Source organism: Streptomyces sp. NPDC040622, from assembly GCF_055593965.1.
Window position 1 is genome coordinate 517919 of the sequence record NZ_JBVIXD010000008.1, and the last position, 16643, is coordinate 534561.

The 16643-nt window shown below is 71.7% G+C and carries 17 protein-coding genes; 12 read left to right on the forward strand and 5 right to left on the reverse strand.

The window, feature by feature from the left end; all coding sequences use genetic code 11:
- Positions 1 to 58: 58 nt before the first annotated feature.
- Entirely contained in the window at positions 59 to 1660 is a 1602-nt protein-coding gene (locus ACZ592_RS25515) for an MFS transporter (protein WP_471583936.1), read from the reverse strand.
- Complete coding sequence (locus tag ACZ592_RS25520; protein WP_471583937.1) at positions 1657 to 2586, reverse strand: GntR family transcriptional regulator; 930 nt, start codon at positions 2584 to 2586, stop codon at positions 1657 to 1659. Before ACZ592_RS25520 ends, ACZ592_RS25515 begins: the two co-directional genes overlap by 4 nt.
- A gap of 515 nt (positions 2587 to 3101) precedes the next feature.
- Between ACZ592_RS25520 and ACZ592_RS25525 the strand changes: the two genes are divergently transcribed.
- The 3 genes from ACZ592_RS25525 (at position 3102) to ACZ592_RS25535 (ending at position 5788) form a co-directional block, all read left to right on the forward strand.
- Positions 3102 to 4652, forward strand: a complete 1551-nt coding sequence (locus tag ACZ592_RS25525) for an amidohydrolase family protein (RefSeq protein WP_471583938.1) — start codon at positions 3102 to 3104, stop codon at positions 4650 to 4652.
- A gap of 183 nt (positions 4653 to 4835) precedes the next feature.
- A complete protein-coding gene (locus ACZ592_RS25530; RefSeq protein WP_471583939.1) occupies positions 4836 to 5507 on the forward strand; it encodes a hypothetical protein in 672 nt (223 codons plus the stop codon).
- 50 nt (positions 5508 to 5557) lie between these two features.
- Positions 5558 to 5788 carry a DUF6207 family protein gene (locus ACZ592_RS25535; RefSeq protein WP_471583940.1) on the forward strand — a complete coding sequence of 77 codons (231 nt, stop codon included), beginning with the start codon at positions 5558 to 5560 and terminating at the stop codon, positions 5786 to 5788.
- Positions 5789 to 5894: 106 nt separating this feature from the next.
- Here ACZ592_RS25535 and ACZ592_RS25540 read toward each other — a convergent pair whose 3' ends face one another.
- Complete coding sequence (locus tag ACZ592_RS25540) at positions 5895 to 6896, reverse strand: endonuclease/exonuclease/phosphatase family protein (RefSeq protein ID WP_471583941.1); 1002 nt, start codon at positions 6894 to 6896, stop codon at positions 5895 to 5897.
- A gap of 203 nt (positions 6897 to 7099) precedes the next feature.
- The gene (locus ACZ592_RS25545; RefSeq protein WP_471583942.1) at positions 7100 to 7777 is read right to left on the reverse strand and encodes a M15 family metallopeptidase; all 678 of its coding nucleotides are present in this window, start codon (positions 7775 to 7777) and stop codon (positions 7100 to 7102) included.
- Positions 7778 to 8004: 227 nt separating this feature from the next.
- On the opposite strand from ACZ592_RS25545, the gene ACZ592_RS25550 reads away from it, so the two are divergent.
- From ACZ592_RS25550 to ACZ592_RS25565, 4 genes are all read left to right on the forward strand, one after another.
- Positions 8005 to 8505 (forward strand): hypothetical protein, encoded by a 501-nt coding sequence (locus tag ACZ592_RS25550; RefSeq protein WP_471583943.1) that lies wholly within the window; start codon positions 8005 to 8007, stop codon positions 8503 to 8505.
- 113 nt (positions 8506 to 8618) lie between these two features.
- The gene (locus ACZ592_RS25555) at positions 8619 to 9194 is read left to right on the forward strand and encodes a dihydrofolate reductase family protein (protein WP_471583944.1); all 576 of its coding nucleotides are present in this window, start codon (positions 8619 to 8621) and stop codon (positions 9192 to 9194) included.
- A 379-nt stretch (positions 9195 to 9573) separates the two neighbouring features.
- Complete coding sequence (locus ACZ592_RS25560; RefSeq protein WP_471583945.1) at positions 9574 to 9945, forward strand: methyltransferase; 372 nt, start codon at positions 9574 to 9576, stop codon at positions 9943 to 9945.
- A 70-nt stretch (positions 9946 to 10015) separates the two neighbouring features.
- Entirely contained in the window at positions 10016 to 10237 is a 222-nt protein-coding gene (locus ACZ592_RS25565; protein WP_471583946.1) for a hypothetical protein, read from the forward strand.
- A gap of 46 nt (positions 10238 to 10283) precedes the next feature.
- Here the strand turns inward: ACZ592_RS25565 and ACZ592_RS25570 are convergent, their stop codons facing one another.
- Complete coding sequence (locus ACZ592_RS25570; RefSeq protein ID WP_471583947.1) at positions 10284 to 10691, reverse strand: SSI family serine proteinase inhibitor; 408 nt, start codon at positions 10689 to 10691, stop codon at positions 10284 to 10286.
- A 281-nt stretch (positions 10692 to 10972) separates the two neighbouring features.
- Between ACZ592_RS25570 and ACZ592_RS25575 the strand changes: the two genes are divergently transcribed.
- The 5 genes from ACZ592_RS25575 to ACZ592_RS25595 all read left to right on the forward strand — a co-directional run bounded on the left by ACZ592_RS25575 (position 10973) and on the right by ACZ592_RS25595 (position 16543).
- Complete coding sequence (locus tag ACZ592_RS25575; RefSeq protein ID WP_471583948.1) at positions 10973 to 11482, forward strand: nucleoside deaminase; 510 nt, start codon at positions 10973 to 10975, stop codon at positions 11480 to 11482.
- Between the two features lie 161 nt (positions 11483 to 11643).
- The gene (locus ACZ592_RS25580) at positions 11644 to 12216 is read left to right on the forward strand and encodes an EF-hand domain-containing protein (RefSeq protein ID WP_471583949.1); all 573 of its coding nucleotides are present in this window, start codon (positions 11644 to 11646) and stop codon (positions 12214 to 12216) included.
- 187 nt (positions 12217 to 12403) lie between these two features.
- On the forward strand, positions 12404 to 13063 hold the full coding sequence (locus tag ACZ592_RS25585; protein ID WP_471583950.1) for a hypothetical protein: 660 nt from the start codon (positions 12404 to 12406) through the stop codon (positions 13061 to 13063).
- Positions 13064 to 13143: 80 nt separating this feature from the next.
- Positions 13144 to 14463 (forward strand): helix-turn-helix domain-containing protein, encoded by a 1320-nt coding sequence (locus ACZ592_RS25590; RefSeq protein ID WP_471583951.1) that lies wholly within the window; start codon positions 13144 to 13146, stop codon positions 14461 to 14463.
- Between the two features lie 715 nt (positions 14464 to 15178).
- Positions 15179 to 16543 (forward strand): hypothetical protein, encoded by a 1365-nt coding sequence (locus tag ACZ592_RS25595; RefSeq protein ID WP_471583952.1) that lies wholly within the window; start codon positions 15179 to 15181, stop codon positions 16541 to 16543.
- Positions 16544 to 16643 lie beyond the last annotated feature (100 nt).

A 16643-nucleotide genomic window follows, 5' to 3' on the forward strand; every position in this document is an offset into this window, starting at 1 on the left:
GGCGGAAGTCGGCCGTGCGTGCGCTCATGAGTGCGTACCGGCCCTCCCCGGCCGGAACTCACCCTTCGTATCCCGGCCCCCGGAGCTTTCGGCGCGGATACCAGGCCACCACCAGCGCGCCGACCGTCACCACCAGTACCGCCAGCACCCGCATCGCGGTGTCGAGGGAGGCGGTGAAGTCCGCGACGACGGCGTGTCGCAGGTCGGGCGAGGTCAGGCCCTGGGCGGCCAGGTGCTGTTCGGCGGCAGGGACGGTCGTCGGCGCGGCGGGGCCGCGCAGCGGCGCGGGGAGGCCCGCGGTGAACGCCGCCGTCACCACACTGCCGCTGACCGCCACGCCCAAGGCGCTGCCCAACTCCCGCGCCAGGCTCTGCAACCCCGAGCCCACCCCCGCCCGGTGCGCCGGCAGCGCGGACATCATGCCGTGTGACAGCAGCGGCGTGGCCAGGCCGCACCCGGCCGCGGTGAGCGTCGCCCCCAGTGCGTACAGGAAGTATGGGGTGCTCGGGCCGACCAGCGACACCGTGCCCAAACCGGCCGCCAGCACCGCGAGGCCCGCCCCGAGCGTCAGCCGCGGGCCGGTGCGCCGCTCCAGCGCCACCGCGCAGCGCGGTGCGAGCAACAACGCCCCCGCCATCGGCAGCAGCCGCACCCCCGCGCCCAGCGGCGAGTAACCCTTGGCGTACTGCAGATACTGACCGTTGACGTAGAACAGACCGAACATCCCGACGAACACCAGCGCCATGCCGACCGCGCCCGCCCTGACCACCGGCACGGTGAACAACCGCGGATCCAGCATCGGGTGCTCGCGCCGCAGCTCCCGGAGGACCCAGCCCGCCAGCAGCACCGCCGCCGCCCCGAACCCGCCGAGCACCCGCGCGCTCCCCCAACCGGCCTGCGGACCGGTGACGATGCCCGACAGGAGCGCGAGAAAGCCGGCCGTCAGGAGGCTCGCGGACACCAGCGACATCGGACGGTCGTACCGCGGGGGCGCCGGGGCGAACGCCATCACCAGGACGAGCGCCGCCACCGACAACGGCACCACGCACCAGAACAGCGCCCGCCACGAGCCCAGTTGCAGCGCCGCGCCGCCACCGACGTTGCCGAGCACGGCCGCCAGGCCCGTCATCGACGCCCACACCGCCACCAGACGCGGCCGGCGGTGCGCCGGCGTGCCGCCCACCATCAGCGCCAGTGTCGTCGGCAGCACCGCGGCGGCACCCACGCCGCTGACCACCCGGCCCGCGATCACCGTGCCGACGCCCGGTGCCACGGCACACAGCACGCATCCCGCGGTGAACAGGGCCATGCCCGCGGCCAGCACCCGCTTGCGGCCGAGCCGGTCGGCGAGCGCGCCGCCCGGAATCAGCAGGCAGGCGAAGAACACCACATAGCCGTCGACCACCCACATCACCGACTCGGCCGAGGGGCGCAGCGAGCTGCGCGACAGCGCGGGGATGGCGAGGTTCACGGCGGACACCATGCCCACCACCAGAGTGACGCACAGACACATCACGGCGATGGTCAGCGGACCGGGGCCTTGTGGTCCGGGGGCCGGGGGCACGGGCTTGGGGCTGCGGCTGGGGCTGAGGTCGGGTTTCGCCGCGCCTCGGTCCGGACTACGTGCCGTCCTGCCTGCGCCCTCGCGGTCGTGGTTCACCGTTCGCCTCCCGTCCACCGTTCGCCTCCCAACCACCCCGCGCCGCCGTCACCCTCGTCGCCCTGCCGGGCCGGGCCGCCGTGCGGCCCCGTATCCGTATCCGTATCCGTATCCGTATCCGGAAGGGTGCGAAGGAGCTCGGCGCAGAACGCGAGGCGGTCGCCGCGGATGCGCAGGAACTCGAGGTCGACCGGGCGCCCGTCGGACATCCTGGTCAGCCGTTCGACGGTGAACAGCGCAGAGCCGGCGGGGATGTCCAGCAGCGCGCACGTGTGCGGGTCGCCGGCCACCGCGTGCACGGTGACGCTCGCCGAGCCGAGCCGGTCGCCGGTGGTCTGCTCGATCAGCCCGAACAGGTCCCGGCCGGCAAGGTCGGCGGCCAGCAGCGGCTCCCCGATGTCCGAGGCCAGGTAGGTCAGGTCCAGGGACAGCGGTACGCCGTCCAGCAGCCGGAGTCGTTCGACGTGGACCACCCGCCCGCCGTCGGGGACGTGCAGCTTGCGCGCCACCTCGCCGGGCGGGCGCACCAGGTCCGCGACGCGCACCTGATTGGTCACCTCGCCGTGCGCGCCCAGCGTTTCGGCCAGGCCGGTCAGCCGCTCAAGGGTGTGCTCGTACGGCCTGCGCACGATCACCGTGCCCACGCCCTGGCGCCGCTCGACCACGCCTTCGTCGCGCAGCACGCCGAGCGCCTCGCGGACGGTGTTGCGCGACACCGCGAAGTCGGCGATCAGCACCCGCTCGTCCGGCAACGCGCCCGAGGCGAACGCTCCCGAGGCGATCTGGCGGCGCAGCACTTCGGCGACCTGCCGGGCCCGGTCCGCGCGGGTCCGCCGCCGGCTTTCCGGTGCGGGGCCGTGCGCACACGGCTCCCCCGGCCCGCTGCCCGCGTTGGGGAGCGCGGGCTCGGTGGGCGAGGCGTTCATGGGTCCTCCGCTGCGGGTCGGGGCCGGGGCGGACAGGGGCGGGGCGCCGGGGTCCGGTGTACGTACCCGACGGCGGCACCGACCGGCCCTGCCGAGCGGGCGCCGGTGGCCGTGTCCTTACGGCACCGGCCGTGTCCGGCCGGGATGGAGCATGTCCGACCGGGCGACTGTCCGGTCCGTCCGGCCGCCGTCCATCCGTACGGCATCCGTTCGGCTTCCGTTCAGCATCCGCCAAAGCTAGGGCGCCAACGTTTCCAGTAAGTTACGCCACCTATGTTGACCTGCGACAACGCCCGTGACGTGCGGTTCGGCGTGGAGTGTGGACCAGTTGCGCCACCTTGCCGTCGCGAGATCACCGGCGAGTGAAGCCGGTCAGCCTTCGCGCCCGAACCCCACCCTCCATTTCCATCTGTCGAAACTCTTGTTCCGCCTTGCGGGCTCGCTTAGGGTCGGCGCCCCGGCCCGGCCGCCCCGCGCGGCCGGGCCTTCCCTGTGCGAACACGAAGGAGCGTGCGGTGGCACAGCAGGCGTGGCAGGCGTGGCATGACGGGTCGTCGGGCGAGGACGACGGGGCAGGCGGGGTGGGGCGGCGCGGCTTCGTCGTCGGGGCCGGGCTGGTCGGGACCGGCGGTCTGCTCGGTGCCGCGGGAACGGCACCGGCGGCCGCCGCCGGACGCGCCGGCCACGACGCCTCCGGCCCGGAGGAATTCGGCCCGAAGGACCTCCGTGGCCGACGGCTGCTGCTCGTACCGGACGTCGTCCTGTTGCCCGAAGGGCCGGTCAAGGACCGCGCGGTGCTCGTCCAGGACGGCACCTTCCGGGCCGTCGGACCGGTGCGCAAGCTCACCCACGAACACCGGGACGCCCGCACGGTGCGGTTGAAGGGCCACCTGCTCATGCCGGGCTTCGTGGACGCCCACCACCATCTGACGCAGAGCTTCGGCAAGGCGCAGGCGTTCGGGCAGCCTTCGGAGATCTTCAAGACCGTCTGGGAGCCCCTCGAACACGCCCTGGACGAGGAGACAGCCCATCTGTCGGCGAAGCTCGCGGCCCTGGAGGCGCTGCGCGGCGGGTTCACCACCGCCGCCGACGCCGGCACCCGTGCGCCGGTCGACGTGGCCGTCATCGCCAAGGCCGCCGAGGAGGCCGGGTTGCGCTGCGTGCTGTCCAAGGTCGTCTCGAACGGCAAGGGCGGCAAGGAGCACCTGGAGCGCTTCCAGGACTCCCGGTTGGTCCACCCCTCGCTGGCGATCCCCGTACCCGAAGACGCCACCGAGGACATCCTGAAGAAGACCGCCGACCTGTGCGCGGACGCCGGCGCGGTCTTCCAGATCCACGTCAACGAGCACCTGGCCGCCGTGGAACGCTCCCTGAAGAGCGTGGGCCGCCGCCCGGTCTCCTATCTGCACCACATCGGCGCCCTCAATGAGCACACCCTCGGGGCCCACGCCACCCTGCTCACCCCCGACGAGATGCGCATGCTCGCGGACACCGGCGCCGCGGTCAGCTACAACCCGGTGGCCAGCGCCTGGAAGGGCAACGGCGTCGCGCACGCGCTGATGTGGCGGGCCATGGGCATCCGCTTCGGCACCGGCACCGACGGCACCCGCGGCAACGGCTTCCGCCTGATCGACGCCGCGGAGAGCGCCCAGCGCCTGGCCTACGGCCTGCCGTCCGGCGACTCCTCGTGCGGTGCGGGACGCACCTGGCTCACCCACGCCACCGCGCTGAGCGCCGACGCCGTCGGGCTCGGCAAGGTGACCGGCGAGATCGCCGTCGGCAAGGCCGCCGACTTCCTGCTCGTCGACCTCCAGGTGCCCGAACTCACCCCGTCCTACGACCTGTCGTGGGAGCTGGTCCGGCTGGCCGACCGCGACCAGATCACCGCGGTCGTCGTGGACGGCGAGCTGCGGCTGTGGCAGGGCTGGCCCACCGACTGGGACGGGCGCGCGCTGGTCCGCAAGGCCGCGGAGGTGGGACCGAAGGTCGTGGAGCGCGCCCGCATCCAACGGGTGGACCCTGACCCGGACGGCACCACCCGCCACCCACGCCGCGCACGCCCTTGAACCGGCGGCCGGCCCACCGCTGACCCACCCCGGCCGCCGGGAGGACGACCACGACGTCGCTCCTCTCCGGCGGCCGACCGGGGGCCTCGTTGGCCGGTTACCGGATCGTGTGGCGGGGGCGGGCTTCCGTACGCTCGGCGGTAGCGGGATTCGGCTGTCCCACGAGAAGCCCTGGGGGTTGGCGTGCTGTACGCATTCGCCTTCGAGCGGGTCGGCGTCGTGGTGAGCGACCTCTACTTCCTCAACCCGCATCCGTTGCGGGGACAGGAGTCCCCGGAGCGCGGTGTACGGCTGGAGCTACGGGTCTTCGAACGTGGCGAGTTGCCCGGTTCCCTCTACTCGGCGCGCCCCATCACGATCGGCCGCCCGCTGTGGCGGGTCGATCTCCTCCAGGACGCGAACTCCGCCCCGAACACCTTCGACCGGACCCACCACCATCCCCACGTCGTCGGCTGGGACCCCGGCCCGCGGGTCTTCGTCGAGGAACTGTCCGACGAGCCGCTGGTGTGGCTGGCCGACAAGCTCACCCACCTCGCCGGCCTGTCGGCCGAGACGGGAATCGCTCGGGACGACATCCCGGCGGCGGACGCGGACGGTCTCCGCACAGCGGCACCCGAGATCGTGGACACCGTGCGTCGGCTCCTGGAGCGGGTATGGGCCGGCGAACTCGCCCGCCCGAAGGGCGACACCGGTTCAGGAACGGTGACCGGCGTGCGGGCCGGCTGGCTCTGGCTCGATTCCCGCAGCTGGCTCCCGCTCTATTCCCTCATCCTTCCGTGGGCAGGAACCGCCGCGCGCGGCCCCACCAGCTACCCCTTCGCCCACGCCGGACACAAGAATGAGCCTCGGGAGTGAACCTTCCTGCCCCGCCGAACCGCTGATGTCGGCCCCGCGTCGACACCGGCATGAACAGCCGTGATCTTCATCTGACGGAGCCGGGCCTGGCTCGCATCACGATTCTCTCCGCCGACGAGCACACCGTGAACACGCTCGCCTACGCCATCGCGGCACACCTGAACGCCACCGGACCCTCCGCTCCGCACTCGGTGCCGGGAGAGGCCGGGGTCGCGGTCACCCTGCATGCCTGCACACACTCCACAGGAGGGCCGTCCGCGGCCTGGTTCAGGGGCAGATAGCCACAAGCCGCGGCGAGGCCGGGCGCGCGATCCGAGGCCCTGCGCGGAGCCACCTGCCGCGCAGGGCCACCATCTTGACCACGGCCGCGCCCACCGCTGTCCGGGTTCACCAGCTGATCCCCGCTGCCACAGGCAGGTGATCGCTGCCGGTCGCCGGCAGCAGCCACGCGCCCTTCGCCTCCACTCCGCGCACCAGGATCTGGTCGATCCGCGCCACCGGGAAGGACGCCGGCCAGGTGAAGCCGAAGCCGTCACCGGCCGTGTCCTGCACCGAGCTCAACCGCGAGGTGACGCCGGCGAACGCCCGGTCGCCCATCGTGCCGTTCAGGTCGCCGAGCAGCACCACCCGCTCGTTCCGCTCGGCGGCGACGGCCTCGCCGAGCGCCTGCGCGCCGTCGTTGCGCTGGGCCGCCGAGAAGCCTGCCCCGGGATGCACGCGTACGGAACCCAGGTGGGCCACGTACACCGCCAGCGGCCCCTGATCCGTGTCCACCGTGGCACGCAACGCCCGGGGCGTGGGCTTCCTCTCCTCGGCCGACAGGTGCTCCGCCAGCCGCCCGGCCATGCCCTGCATCGCGACGTCGACCGTCCGGACGTCCGACAGCGGCCGCTTGCTCCACAGTCCGACCGTGCCGCGCACCGCGTGGTGCGGGTACGTCCTCGCCAGTTCCTTCTCGTACGTGGCCCTGGCCTGGTCGGTGATCTCCTCCAGGGCCAGCAGGTCGGCCCCGGACGCTGCCAGGTCCTTGGCGGTTCCGGCCGGGTCGGGGTTCTCGGCGCCGACGTTGTGGCCGGCCACGGTGAGGTCACCGCCCGGCCGGGACTTGTCGCCGAGCAGGCCGCCGAAGAGGTTCAGCCACACCACGGCAGGCAGCAGCAGCGCGACCACCGCGGAGGCGGAGCGGCGCCACAGCGCGGCGGCGAGCAGCACCGGGACGCCCAGGCCGAACCACGGCAGGAAGGTCTCCACCAGGCTGCCGAGGCCGAGACGGTCCGTGATCCGCGCGTGCAGCAGCATGAGCAGGCCCAGCGAAAGGGCCAGCGCCGCGAGCACCAGACCGCGCCGCCACGGCCCGGGCCCGGTGAGGGCGCGGAGTGCCCGACGCATACGCGGCTGCCGAGCCCGGACGACACCGGTCCTTCCATCGGCCTCGGCCCCGGTCCCGACCGCCGGGGCACCCGCTCCGGCACCCTGCGCCCGGGCATCCGCCGGAGCGCCCTGCCCCGTCTTCCCCGTCGCCCCCGTCTCCGCTGCCGCCACCGTCGCCGCCGCGTCCGCCCGCGTCATCGTCCGTCCTCGTTCACTGTCGGTCACTTCCGCATCCTCGGGTCCTCGGTGGGGTCGGCGTACATGCGCGGGCAGCCACGGTCGGCCGCGTCGGCGCGCAGTTCGTAGTGCCAGGGTTCGTTCCGGTAGATCTGGCAGAGCCCGTACTCGGCGCCGTGCTCGGACAGCCATGTCGTGGCCCGGGAGCGTCCGAGGTCCACCGCCTCCCCCGACACGTGGGGCGACGTGGACGGGGTGGCCACCCATCGGGCGGCTTCCTCTTCGGACCCGTATCGGGAGACGGCGTCGCGCAGAAGCTGATTCTGGTATTCCGTGGACCGCCAGCCACTGTTGACCTGGAATCGGATTCCGTCGTCGGCGGCACTCGACGCGGCCTGACGGAGGGCCCCGATCAATTCCGGATCGAGTTTGGCGACAGCCGGAATCGCGTCGTCGAAGACGGTGACGCCGTCGGGGACGACACCGTCGTCCTTGTCCGGAGCATCACGGCCCTCGCTCCCGGGCGTACGCGAGCGCGCGCCGGCCGAGGGGTCCGCGCGCGACAGGGAAGGGTCGGAGAGGGACGTCCGGGGCGAGGAACGCGACACCTGGAAGGCGAGGAACACCGCGGCGATCACCGCTGTGGCGACCACGAGGCCGACGACGATCAGCCGGCGGCCCCGGCGGGGCGATATGTGTGCTGGTGCTGGGTTTCCCTTCATGCCGCCAGTGAAGGAAATCCGATGTTGCCGGCCCGTATGCGGTTTTCGATACGCCGACGATATGTCCCGCCCCGTCGTCTCGGAGGGCTCTGTACGAGGGATCCATCTGCGGCGGCCCCTTCGTCGCGCCCCCGCCGGAACCGACCGGCACGGAACGGCGTCTGGCACAGGACGACCGGCTCCGTCGACGTCGGCGGAGTCGGCAACACCCGAAAGGCAACGGCAACATGTTCGTCCTGCTGATGTACGGCGCTGTGCTCGCCGGAGGGCTCTGGGCCGTCGCGGTCGTGGTGAAGCTGGTGTCGGTCGCCCTCCCCGGGCGTCGGCCGGACTGGCCCAGGGACCTGCTGACGTGGGGCGCGGGCATGGCGGCCGTGGGCGCCGTCATCGTCTACACGATCGGGCTCGGGCTGGTCCAGTGGGAAGCGGGCGAAGCGGAGTCGGGTGCGGGGTCCTCCCCCGCGGTCCTCTGTCGCTCCCTCCCGCCCGGCACACTCGACCAACTCGCCGGGTGGGAACCTTCCTACTTCCCGCTGGGCTTCGACTGCCTGCTGGACGACGGTCGCGTCGTCGCGGCCGACGGGCCCTACGACTCGCTCAACGTCCTGGCCGTCGCCTTCGCCCTGGCAGCGGTGCTTTCGGGGATCGCCGCGGGAACTCTCGACGAGTACCGGGCTCGGGCGGGGAGGAAGGCGGAGCACGCGAACGTCCCGCGGGAAGCGCCCTAGCCGGCCCCCGGCCGGTCGGACGTTGCTGCGTGATGTCGAGAACGGCGGGGCGGCCCCGTCCCAGGGGCAGACGCGGCCGACGTGGCCGCACCGTCCCGTACCGGAGGACCTCCGTGCGCAAGCTCATCGTCCAGCAGTGGATCACCGTAGACAACATCGCCGCCGAGGAGGACGGCGGGCTCGGCTTCGTTTCGGGAGAACCCTTCTCCGACACCACCAACCCGGCGTTCAAGGAAGAGTTGACGGGGTTCATCGACTCGGTCGACACGATGATCCTCGGCGCGACCACCTACGCCCAGTCCCACGGCTACTGGCCGCACGCCGAGGACCAGGGCGAGTACGGCCGTAAGCTCAACGAGCTCACCAAGTACGTCGCCTCGTCGAAGCTGGACGACGCCCCCTGGGGCGACTACCCCGCCGCCACCGTGACGCGCGACCCGATCGCCACAGTCCGGAAACTCAAGGAGCGGAGCGGGGAGGGCAGCAAGGACATCTGGCTCTGGGGGAGCTTGACCCTCATGCACTCCCTGCTGGAGGCCGGCGTCGTCGACGAGGTCCGGATGCTGGTCTGCCCGGTGTCCCGCGGCAAGGGGACGCGCGTCTTCACGGACCGGCAGGACCTGAGGCTGGCGGAGGCCACCGCGTTCGAGAACGGCCTGGCGCTTCTGCGCTACGAGATCAAGAAATAGGCCGGGGCCTGCCCGACGCGGTGATCACTGTTCCGTTCGAATCGTGCATTCAGGTGATTCAGGCGATAACACGGATCTTTGCTTCTTAGCATCTCTATCCGTGACAGACGGGAGGATTCGAAGACCGGTCGAGCACACCACCACGGTGGTCGTGCTCGCTCACCGCGGCGCCCGAAGGGGCCACCGTGGTCGACATCGCGGGCGGTAACGGGGAACTGCTCAGCCGATTCCTTTCCGCGCACCCCCGCCCGCACGGCCTCCTGCTGGAGCGTCCGCACACCGTCGAGGCCGGGGCGGCGACGTCTACGTCCTGTCCAGGGTCCTGCACGACTGAGACGACGACCGCTGCCGGGAGATCCTGCGCCACTGCGCCCGCGCGATGTCCGACAGCGCCGATCTGCTCGTCGTCGAACGTGTCCTGCCCGACGACGGCTCGGCCTCGCCGGCCACCGCCGGGGACCTGCACATGATGGGCAACGTCGGCGGCCGCGAACGGCGCGCCGACCACTACGCCCGGCTGTTCGCCGACGCGGGCCTCACCCTGGTGGACCTGGCGCCGCTGCCCCTGGACGGCAGCGTGCCGCACGTGCGCAGGACCGGTTCAGCGCCCGGGGTGGCCGTCGAGCACCGCTCCGCGAAGGACTGCATGATCGTCCACCCCACGCCTGTCACCAAGGTGATAAATCCTGAGATGAGATGCCATTTCAACACATTCAACCGGCTTGTAGCGCGCTTGGCGTTATCCCGGTGACACAGGTGACAGAAGGAAACGAAGACGGATCCACAGAGTCGACACCGAGCAGTGCAAGGAGTCCTCAGCTTTGTCTTCACACTTCCGCCGACAGCACATGCCGGACCTGCACCAACGCGGCTCCGGAAATCCGACGGTCACCGTCCCGGTGAAGGTCTGCGCCGACTGCGCCTGCTGCATCGAGGGATTGTGCCTGCGCGGACCGGGGTCCGGCTGCCCCGACGCCCTCGACAGCCGCTGGCCCTACCCGTGCCCGTGCACCGCCAACACGATGGACGCACCCCACCCGTAACGGCTCAGGGGTGCGCCCGGGCCTGCGAGACTCCCCGCCGGCGGATTCAGAACTGGAAGACGCGCCCGGTCTTCGCGTGCATCTCGCAGGCGTTGCCGTACTCCCTGTCGAAGTCGACCGTGCGCCCCTTCCACACCCCGTGCGCCTCGGCCCTGACCGGGGCGTAGATCATGGTGCAGGTCGTCTCGGCCGGCCGCCCTTCGACGGCGCCGTTCCGCGCCGCCAGGTCCGCGCAGGCACGCGCCGCGGCCGGGTGCGATCCGCCGCTGGGCTCGCACTTCAGAGTGACCGTGCGGGGTCCGGCGCGCTCGGCGTCGACGGGGGTCAGCGTCAGGGTCAGGCGGGACGCCGCGCGGGCAGGGGTTCCCGCCTCGTTCGCCTGGGCGGCGGAGGCCGGTGCGGCGATGGCGCCGAGGGCCAGAAGGGTGGCGGCGATCTTCTTGGTGAGGGTCATGGCGGCACAACGAATGTCCCGCCTGCCAGGTGGCGGCTCCCAGGCCGACTGCCCCCGGAAGACGCGGGATCCCACCCGTTCGCCCCCGCCTCACCCTGCTTGCCGCCCCGACGGCACGTCGCCCGCACGGAGCGGCCATAGGTCGCATCTATAACTCTCATGGATAATGCGTATTGGACACAATAGGCGCAGGTCAACGACTCTGGATGAGGCAAGGGCAGCGCGGGAGGCACACCGGCCTCTCGACACACCACACCCACCGACGCCACCGGAGGCACCCCATGGACTTCGCACAGCGCACCGTCGACCTCGCACGGCAGAACGTGGAGGACGGCGGCCGCCCGTTCGCCACCGTCATCGTCAAGGACGGCGAGGTCATCGCCGAACGCGCCAACCAGGTCGCCCAGACCAATGACCCGACGGCCCACGCCGAGGTACTCGCCATCCGCGACGCGTGCACCCGGCTCGGCACGGAGCACCTGACGGGCACCACGATCTACGTACTCGCCCAGCCCTGCCCGATGTGCCTGGGCGCCCTCTACTACTGCTCGCCGGACGAGGTCGTCTTCGTCACGACGCGGGACGCCTACGAGCCGCACTACGTCGACGACCGCAGGTACTTCGAACTGAGCACCTTCTACGGCGAGTTCGCCAAGCCCTGGGACGAGCGCCGGCTGCCGATGCGCCACGACCCGCGCGAGGGGGCCGTGGACGTGTACCGCCTGTGGCAGGACCACAACGGCGGAGACCGCCGGGTACCGGGCGCGCCCGCTCCCGACACCGAGCGCTGACCCCCTTTCCCAGGCGGGCCACGGTTAATGCACCCGATCGTGTCGTTCCGAACGGTCCCCCCGCGGACAGACATCGCCCAGCGGCGCGCACGTGCCGCGCCGCCTCCCGGGCGATCAGGCGCCCGGGGGATCGTCGGTACGACGTCAAGGAGGGCCCCGTTGTGGCCAGCCAGTTCCAGCAGGACAAGCTCCGGGCGATGTTCGCGGCCTTCGACGCCGACTCCGACGGGTACCTGCGGGAGGACGACTTCGACGCGCTCGTGATCCGGTGGGGCCGACTGCCCGGCGTGGAACCGGGAACCGAACTGCGGGCGCGGGTGGAGGAGATCTGCAAGGGTTGGTGGGAGGCGCTGCGGGCCGCCGCCGACGCGAACCGCGACGGCAAGGTCGACATGAGTGAACTCCTCACCGTCGTCGATCAGTTGCCCACGATGCGCGAGAAGGTCACCGCCACGGCCGACGCCCTCTTCGACGCCGTGGACGCGGACGGGGACGGGGGCATCTCCCCCGCCGAACACCAGCTGCTCGTCGAGACGTGGCACGGTCACCCCCTCGACACGCGCGACGTCTTCCACCTGTTGGACCTCGACGGTGACGGCCGCATCACCCGCTCCGAGTTCGCCGTCCTGTGGACCCAGTTCTGGATCAGCGACGACCCCGTCGAACCCGGCAACCTGGTCTGCGGCCGCATCCCCGGCCAGAGCTCGGGGAGCCAGAGCGCGGCACGAGCCTGAGACCGCCCCCAGCGGCCGCCGGGCGCATCGCGGGGGCCTTGTTACCAAGTACGGACAGAACTCGCTGAACGTCCCCCGAGCGGGGTCCATCTGACGGGATGCAGCAACGAGAAGATCCGGCGGACGTCCTGCCCGAGCAGGCCGGCGCCGGATCCCGATCGCGATATCCCGTGGGGGGACTTTCATCATGACCGCTCGCCGTGTTCGCCGTACCGTCCGTTCCGCCGGCCCGGTGGCCGTCGCCGCCGCCGCGGCCTTCTCGCTGACCGCCTGCCAGACCGGGGGCGATGACAACGTTGGCCCGGGAAAGACCGACTCCGCCGCCGCCCGCTCCGCCGGAAGCGGCGGTGCGATCGACGCCTCCGGCGTCGGCCTGGCCGTGCGGCAGACCGCCAAGTCCTCCTCGCGGTCCTCCTCGGGCAGGGCGGCCGCCCCGGTCCGCACCCAGAAGCTGGCGGACGGCGTCAGCACGGCCAGGATCTACAAGCTCGGTGACCAGCACTACCGGGCCGAGATCGTGGCCCGCGGCGATGTCCTCGGTGACCTGGAGGCGGACGGCGACGACGCCGGACTCGACGCCAACGACATGTTCCTCGTCCTGACGCCGGACGGAAAGGTCACCTCCTGGATGGGCGGCGGGCGCCAGGGTCCCGGCACGTTCGGGCTCGCGGGCGGCTGGACGGCCAAGGTGACGAAGGTCGGCGACCTCCACTACCGCGCCCGGATCCTCGGCAGGGACGGCTCGGTGGACGGCACGCTGGAGGCCGACCAGCACGACGACGGAGGCGTCGCCAACGGCGTGTACATCGTGCTCGGTGCCGGTGGCGTGATCAGCGCCCACGCGTAACTCCCCCGCACCGCGACGGAAGAACCAGGGGGCGGACACCACGGGCCCCACAACGACCGACCGGGATGGTGGGGGCAGAGATGGTGTCTCTCGCGGAGCTGCTGCGGGAGTTCAAGGAACGGTCCGGCCTCAGTTACGGAGTGCTGGCCAAACAGCTCCATCTGAGTACGTCGACGGTGCACCGGTACTGCAACGGGGACGCGGTACCCGCCGAGTTCGCGATGGTGCAGCGGTTCGCCCGCCTCTGCGGGGCGTCGCCGGACGAGTTGGTGGAGGTGCACCGGCGGTGGGTCCTCGCGGACGCGGGACGGGGCCGGGCGGCGGAGCCCACCGCTGCCGGCCTCACCGTCGATCCCACTCCCACTCCCACTCCCCCCACCGCCTCCGACCTCGGCCCCGGGCGAGCCTCACCCTCGGCTCCGGCACGCAGGCGGCGGACCCTCGTCCTCGCGGCCGCCGTCGCCGCGGTCGCCGCGGCCGGCTCCGTCACACTCGCTGCGACCAGCACCGGACACGCCGACCAGCACCGGCGGACCGCCGGCCCCACGGCCCCACCGGACCTGAGCACGCCGCCGCCCGAGCGGCGGCCCGGAGGCGGCTCCGGCCGAGACGCACCCGATGCCAGGGGCAGGACCGGCGCCCATGACAGCCCCGACGCCACGCCCGGCCCCGAGGGCAAGGCCGGGGAGCACACCCGGCCCTCCTCCCCCGCCGGGACGCGGCAAGGGGCGCCCCCTCCCGCCGACGCCTCCCGGGACGGCGGCAAAGGACCGAGGCTCCCTGACGCGCGAAGCGAGGAGCGCGGCACACCGCTGTCGGCGCGTGTCAGGCCGTACCTCTATCAGGGCGACTGCCGGCACAGCTTCCTGGTGGACCGCAAGCCGGCCGACATGGCGCGGCCACCCGCCGAGCAGGACGCACCCGCCTGGGTCGGGGCACTCGGTGCCGTCTCGGCCCGCCGTCAGAACATCGAGGTCACCCTGCAGGGCACGGGCAGGGACAGCGTCACCCTGCGCGGCATGAAGGTCCGCGTCCAGAGCGTCGGCGCGCCGCCGGACTGGAGCAACTACCAGGTGGGGACCCGCTGCGGCAGCGAAGTCCACAGCGATGCCTTCGACGTCGACCTCGACGAGTCGACCCCGCGCGCGACACCCCAGGCGGGCCGCCGCGCCTTCCCGTACCGGATCAGCGAGAACGATCCCCGGGTCTTCTTCATCACGGCCACCACCAAACTGCACGACGTGCGGTGGGACTTGGAACTGGAGTGGTCCAGCGGCAAGCGGCACGGCGTGCTGCGCATCGACGACCAGGGCAAGCCGTTCCGCACCAGCGGCCGAGAGGGACGGCCCACGTACTGGTGGAGTTCCGACAACTGGGCGCGTGCGGAACGGAACGGCTGAGCCGCTGGGCCGCTGGGCGTTGCACGGTGAACGAGTGCCGGAGGACCGGAAGACCGGAAGACCGCGGTGCCTGGGCCGGCACCTCGGCACGCCGGCCGCCGCGGCACCTCGCCTCTGTCAGTCGTCGCTCGTCGGGATCGAGGCGCTCATCGCCGAGGATGTGTACACACCCGGAGATCCCCGGGTCCACCCCCTGGCCGAGAAAGCGAAGGTCCTGCGCCGGCATTCAACACATTCAACGCCGCGTCTTCGGCACCGGGGCATCCGACCCCGTCAGGGGGGCACACGGAATCCATGCCCGATGACCGCGCGGCTCCGACCGACGACCGTGGGTGCCAACACCGCTCCGTCCGGGATCACTTGTGTGATGCGGCCGTGCGGAGCATCCGGCACGTACCACCGTCCAACGGAGTGATTCGACGGAGGTAACCGCTCACCGTGACCGTTCACGGGCATGCGTATGACTCATGAACGACCCATTCGTCCTCTCCCCCCTCTTCGACGATTCCCGCCCCGCCGACAAGCCGCCAACTCCCGTCTGCTCCCAGGGTGAGCCCGGTATCGAACGCCCGCCCTGCATGCCGGAAGCCCCCCTCTTCACTGCACCAGCGATCAAACCGCCGCTCGACGACGCGTAATCCAGAAGTACGTGGCCTCGGAACCGTCACTCAGCGGAGGTACCTGCCTGTTCAGACAGTGGCAAGAAAGGAGTGCGATGACGCAGAAGCAGTCCAATGACCGACTGCGCGCCCTCCTGAACGAGTCGGAGTGGACCTCGGCCGCTCTGGCTCGCGCAGTCAACATCGCCGCGTCCGAGATCGGACTGAGGCTCTCCTACGACCGGACGTCCGTGTCCCACTGGCTGACAGGCACACAACCACGACGTCAGGTACCGCAACTCGTCGCCGAAGTGCTCTCCCGGCGGCTCGGCCGCCCCGTCACCGCCGACGCCTTGGGATTCACCGAACCCGACGGGGGCTTCGGCGGTCCGCCGTCCGCCGGCCCACCCGCCCGGAGCGCCGTCGGCAGTCTCGCGGAGCTGGTCGGATCCGACACCGATCCCCTGCACCGGGTATCTCTGCAGCAGTCCCCGTACTCCGCGGGGCTGCCGCTTCCTGGGTGGGCGGCCGACGGGACCGCGTCCGCCCGGAGCACGAGCACCCCCGGTGCGAGCCGCAGGCCGACGGTGGGCAGCCCCGAGATCGCCGCCGTGAGCAGCGCCGTGGACGTGTCCGCATCGGGCCTGGACCGGCACGGCGGGGGCCATGCCCGCAGCGCCCTGTGCGCCTACCTCGCCGACGACGTGGTGCCCTGGCTGCGCGACTCCGCCAACACCCTGACGGGTCAACAACTGCGGGCGGAGGCCGCCCGGTTGACCTTCGTGCTGGCCCGGCAGTACGAGGACTCCGGCATACAGGGAGCGGCCCAGCGCTACTTCGCGACCGCGCTGCTCCTCGCCGACGAGGCCGAGGATCCGATCGCCAGGGCCATGATCCTTCGTGCGCTCAGCAGCCAGGCACTCACGCTCAACCATCCCCATTCCGCGCTGGCTCATGGAGAGGGAGCGCTCGCCGCGCTGCCGTCCGCCGCGCCATCGGCCGTACGGTCCTTCGTCGCCGCCCAGCTCGCGGTCGTCCGAGCCGTCAACGACGACCGGAGCGGGTCCCTTTCCGCTCTGCACGAGGCCGAGCAGTCCACGACAGAGGTGGTGAGGGGCGATCCCTCGCCGTTTTCCGTGTATCCCCGCGCGGCTCTGGAGTTCCAGCGCGCCCAGACGCTGCGGCACCTCGGTGACCCCACCGGGGCGGCCAAGGCCCTGGCGGCTTCGCTCGCTCACCGCAGTGCCGACGACCGCCGGGGTCAGGCTCTGACCTGTGCCCTTCGCGTGCATCTGCTGCTGAACACCGGTCACGTCGAGGAGGCGAGCGCGACCTGGCAGACGTTCACCGAAATCGGCACCGGACTTCAGTCCGCCCGAGTCCGTCGTGCGAGCCGGTCGATGCGGCGCGCCTTCCTTCCCTACCGCTCTCAGCCCGCCGTACGGGCCATGCTGAACGGACCGCGCAGACCACCCGGATAGCAGTGGTCCCTCCGCCATGACGGAGCAGCGAATACCACTTGTGGCGGTAGCTTCTGCCCCGAAGGTGACTGACATCCATTCCGAGTCGGGGCGCGGGAAG